This window comes from Streptomyces ipomoeae 91-03 (genome assembly GCF_000317595.1).
Lineage (GTDB): Bacteria > Actinomycetota > Actinomycetes > Streptomycetales > Streptomycetaceae > Streptomyces > Streptomyces ipomoeae.
The window spans coordinates 1-1,650 of record NZ_AEJC01000066.1; the positions used below are offsets into that span (position 1 = coordinate 1).

The window sequence follows — 1,650 nt, forward strand, 5'->3', positions numbered from 1 at the left end:
CATGTGGCCCTTGTCTGGGTCACGGCGCTCGCCTCCATCGCGCTGGCCTTCACCACCTGGGACGGCATCGGCTTCGACTCGATCAAGTGGGTCGGGCTGACAACTTCAAGGAGCTCTCAGCAACAACCCGCAGTTCTGGCCGGCCGTCGAGCACAACGTCGTCTGGTTCGTCGTCCTGATCCTGATCCCGACCCCGCTGGGCCTGTTCCTGGCCGTGCAGCTGGACAAGAAGATCCGTTTCAGCCGGGTCTACCAGACGGCGTTCTTCCTGCCCGTGGTGCTGTCCATGGCCGTCATCGGCTTCGTGTGGCAGCTCGTCTACAACCCCGACACCGGCCTGATCAACAGCCTGATCGGCGCCAACGAACCGGGCAAGTACATCGACTGGATCGGCGACCCGGACCTCAATTTGTGGGCGATCCTCATCGCCGCGTCCTGGCGCCACGCCGGCTACATGATGATCCTCTACCTCGCCGGCCTCAAGGGCGTCGACCCCGCACTGCGCGAGGCCTCCGCCCTGGACGGCGCCAACGAGTGGCAGACCTTCAAGAACGTCGTCTTCCCCACCCTGCGCCCGACCAACACCATCGTCCTGGTCGTCACCATCATCGAGTCCCTGCGCGCCTTCGACCTCGTCTTCGTCTTCAACAAGGGCGCCGAAGGCACCGAGCTGCTGTCGATCCTGGTCACCAACAACATCATCGGCGAGTCCAGCCGCATCGGATACGGCTCCGCCATCGCCGTGGTCCTGCTGGTGATCTCCCTCGCCGTGATCATCCCGTACCTGATCGCCACCTTCCGGAAGGAGCGGCGCGCATGAGCACGGCCCTCACGGCCAAACGCACCCCCGTGCGCCCGGCCCGGATCCTGCTGCACCTCTTCCTCGCCGGAGCGGCACTGGCCTGGCTCGCCCCCCTGCTGTGGGCGATGTACGCGGCCCTGCGCCCCTACGCGGAGACCTCCGAGAAGGGCTACGTCTCCTGGCCCGACACGCTGACGTTCGAGAACTTCACGAACGCCTTCACCCAGTCGGACATGACGCACTACTTCGGCAACACGCTCGTCATCGCCGTGCCCGCGGTACTGCTGACCCTGTTCCTGTCGTCGATGGTCGCCTTCTACGTCAGCCGCTTCGACTTCCGCGTCAACCTGTTCCTGCTGCTGGTCTTCACCGCCGGCAACCTGCTCCCCCAGCAGGTCATCATCACCCCGCTGTACCGGCTGTACCTGCTCGTCGACCTGCCCGGCATCACCATGAGCGGCAAGCTGTACGACTCCGCCCTCGGCCTGGTCCTCATCCACGTGGCGTTCCAGTCCGGGTTCTGCGCCTTCGTGCTGAGCAACTACATGAAGATGCTCCCCCACGAGCTGACCGAGGCGGCCCTGGTCGACGGCGCGTCGGTGTGGCGGCTGTACTGGCAGATCACCCTGCCGCTGTGCAAGCCGGCGATGGCGGCCCTGGCGACACTGCTGTCGATCTGGATCTACAACGACTTCTTCTGGGCCCTCGTACTGATCTCCACCGGCGAGAACATGCCGATCACCTCGGCACTGAACAACCTCTCCCGGGCAGTACTTCACCGACCCCAACCTCATCGCCGCCGCGCCCTGATCACCGCCGTACCCGTCCTGGCCGTGTACTTCCTGCTC

1 protein-coding gene and 1 pseudogene are annotated in these 1,650 nt (G+C 65.0%); both read left to right on the plus strand.

Annotated elements, in window-relative coordinates:
• Nucleotides 1–820, plus strand: a pseudogene (locus STRIP9103_RS04280) (carbohydrate ABC transporter permease); the annotation flags it as partial.
• On the plus strand, nt 817–1,650 hold an 834-nt coding region (locus STRIP9103_RS04285; RefSeq protein ID WP_078613795.1), incomplete at its 3' end, for a carbohydrate ABC transporter permease. The pseudogene STRIP9103_RS04280 and the gene STRIP9103_RS04285, both read left to right, overlap by 4 nt.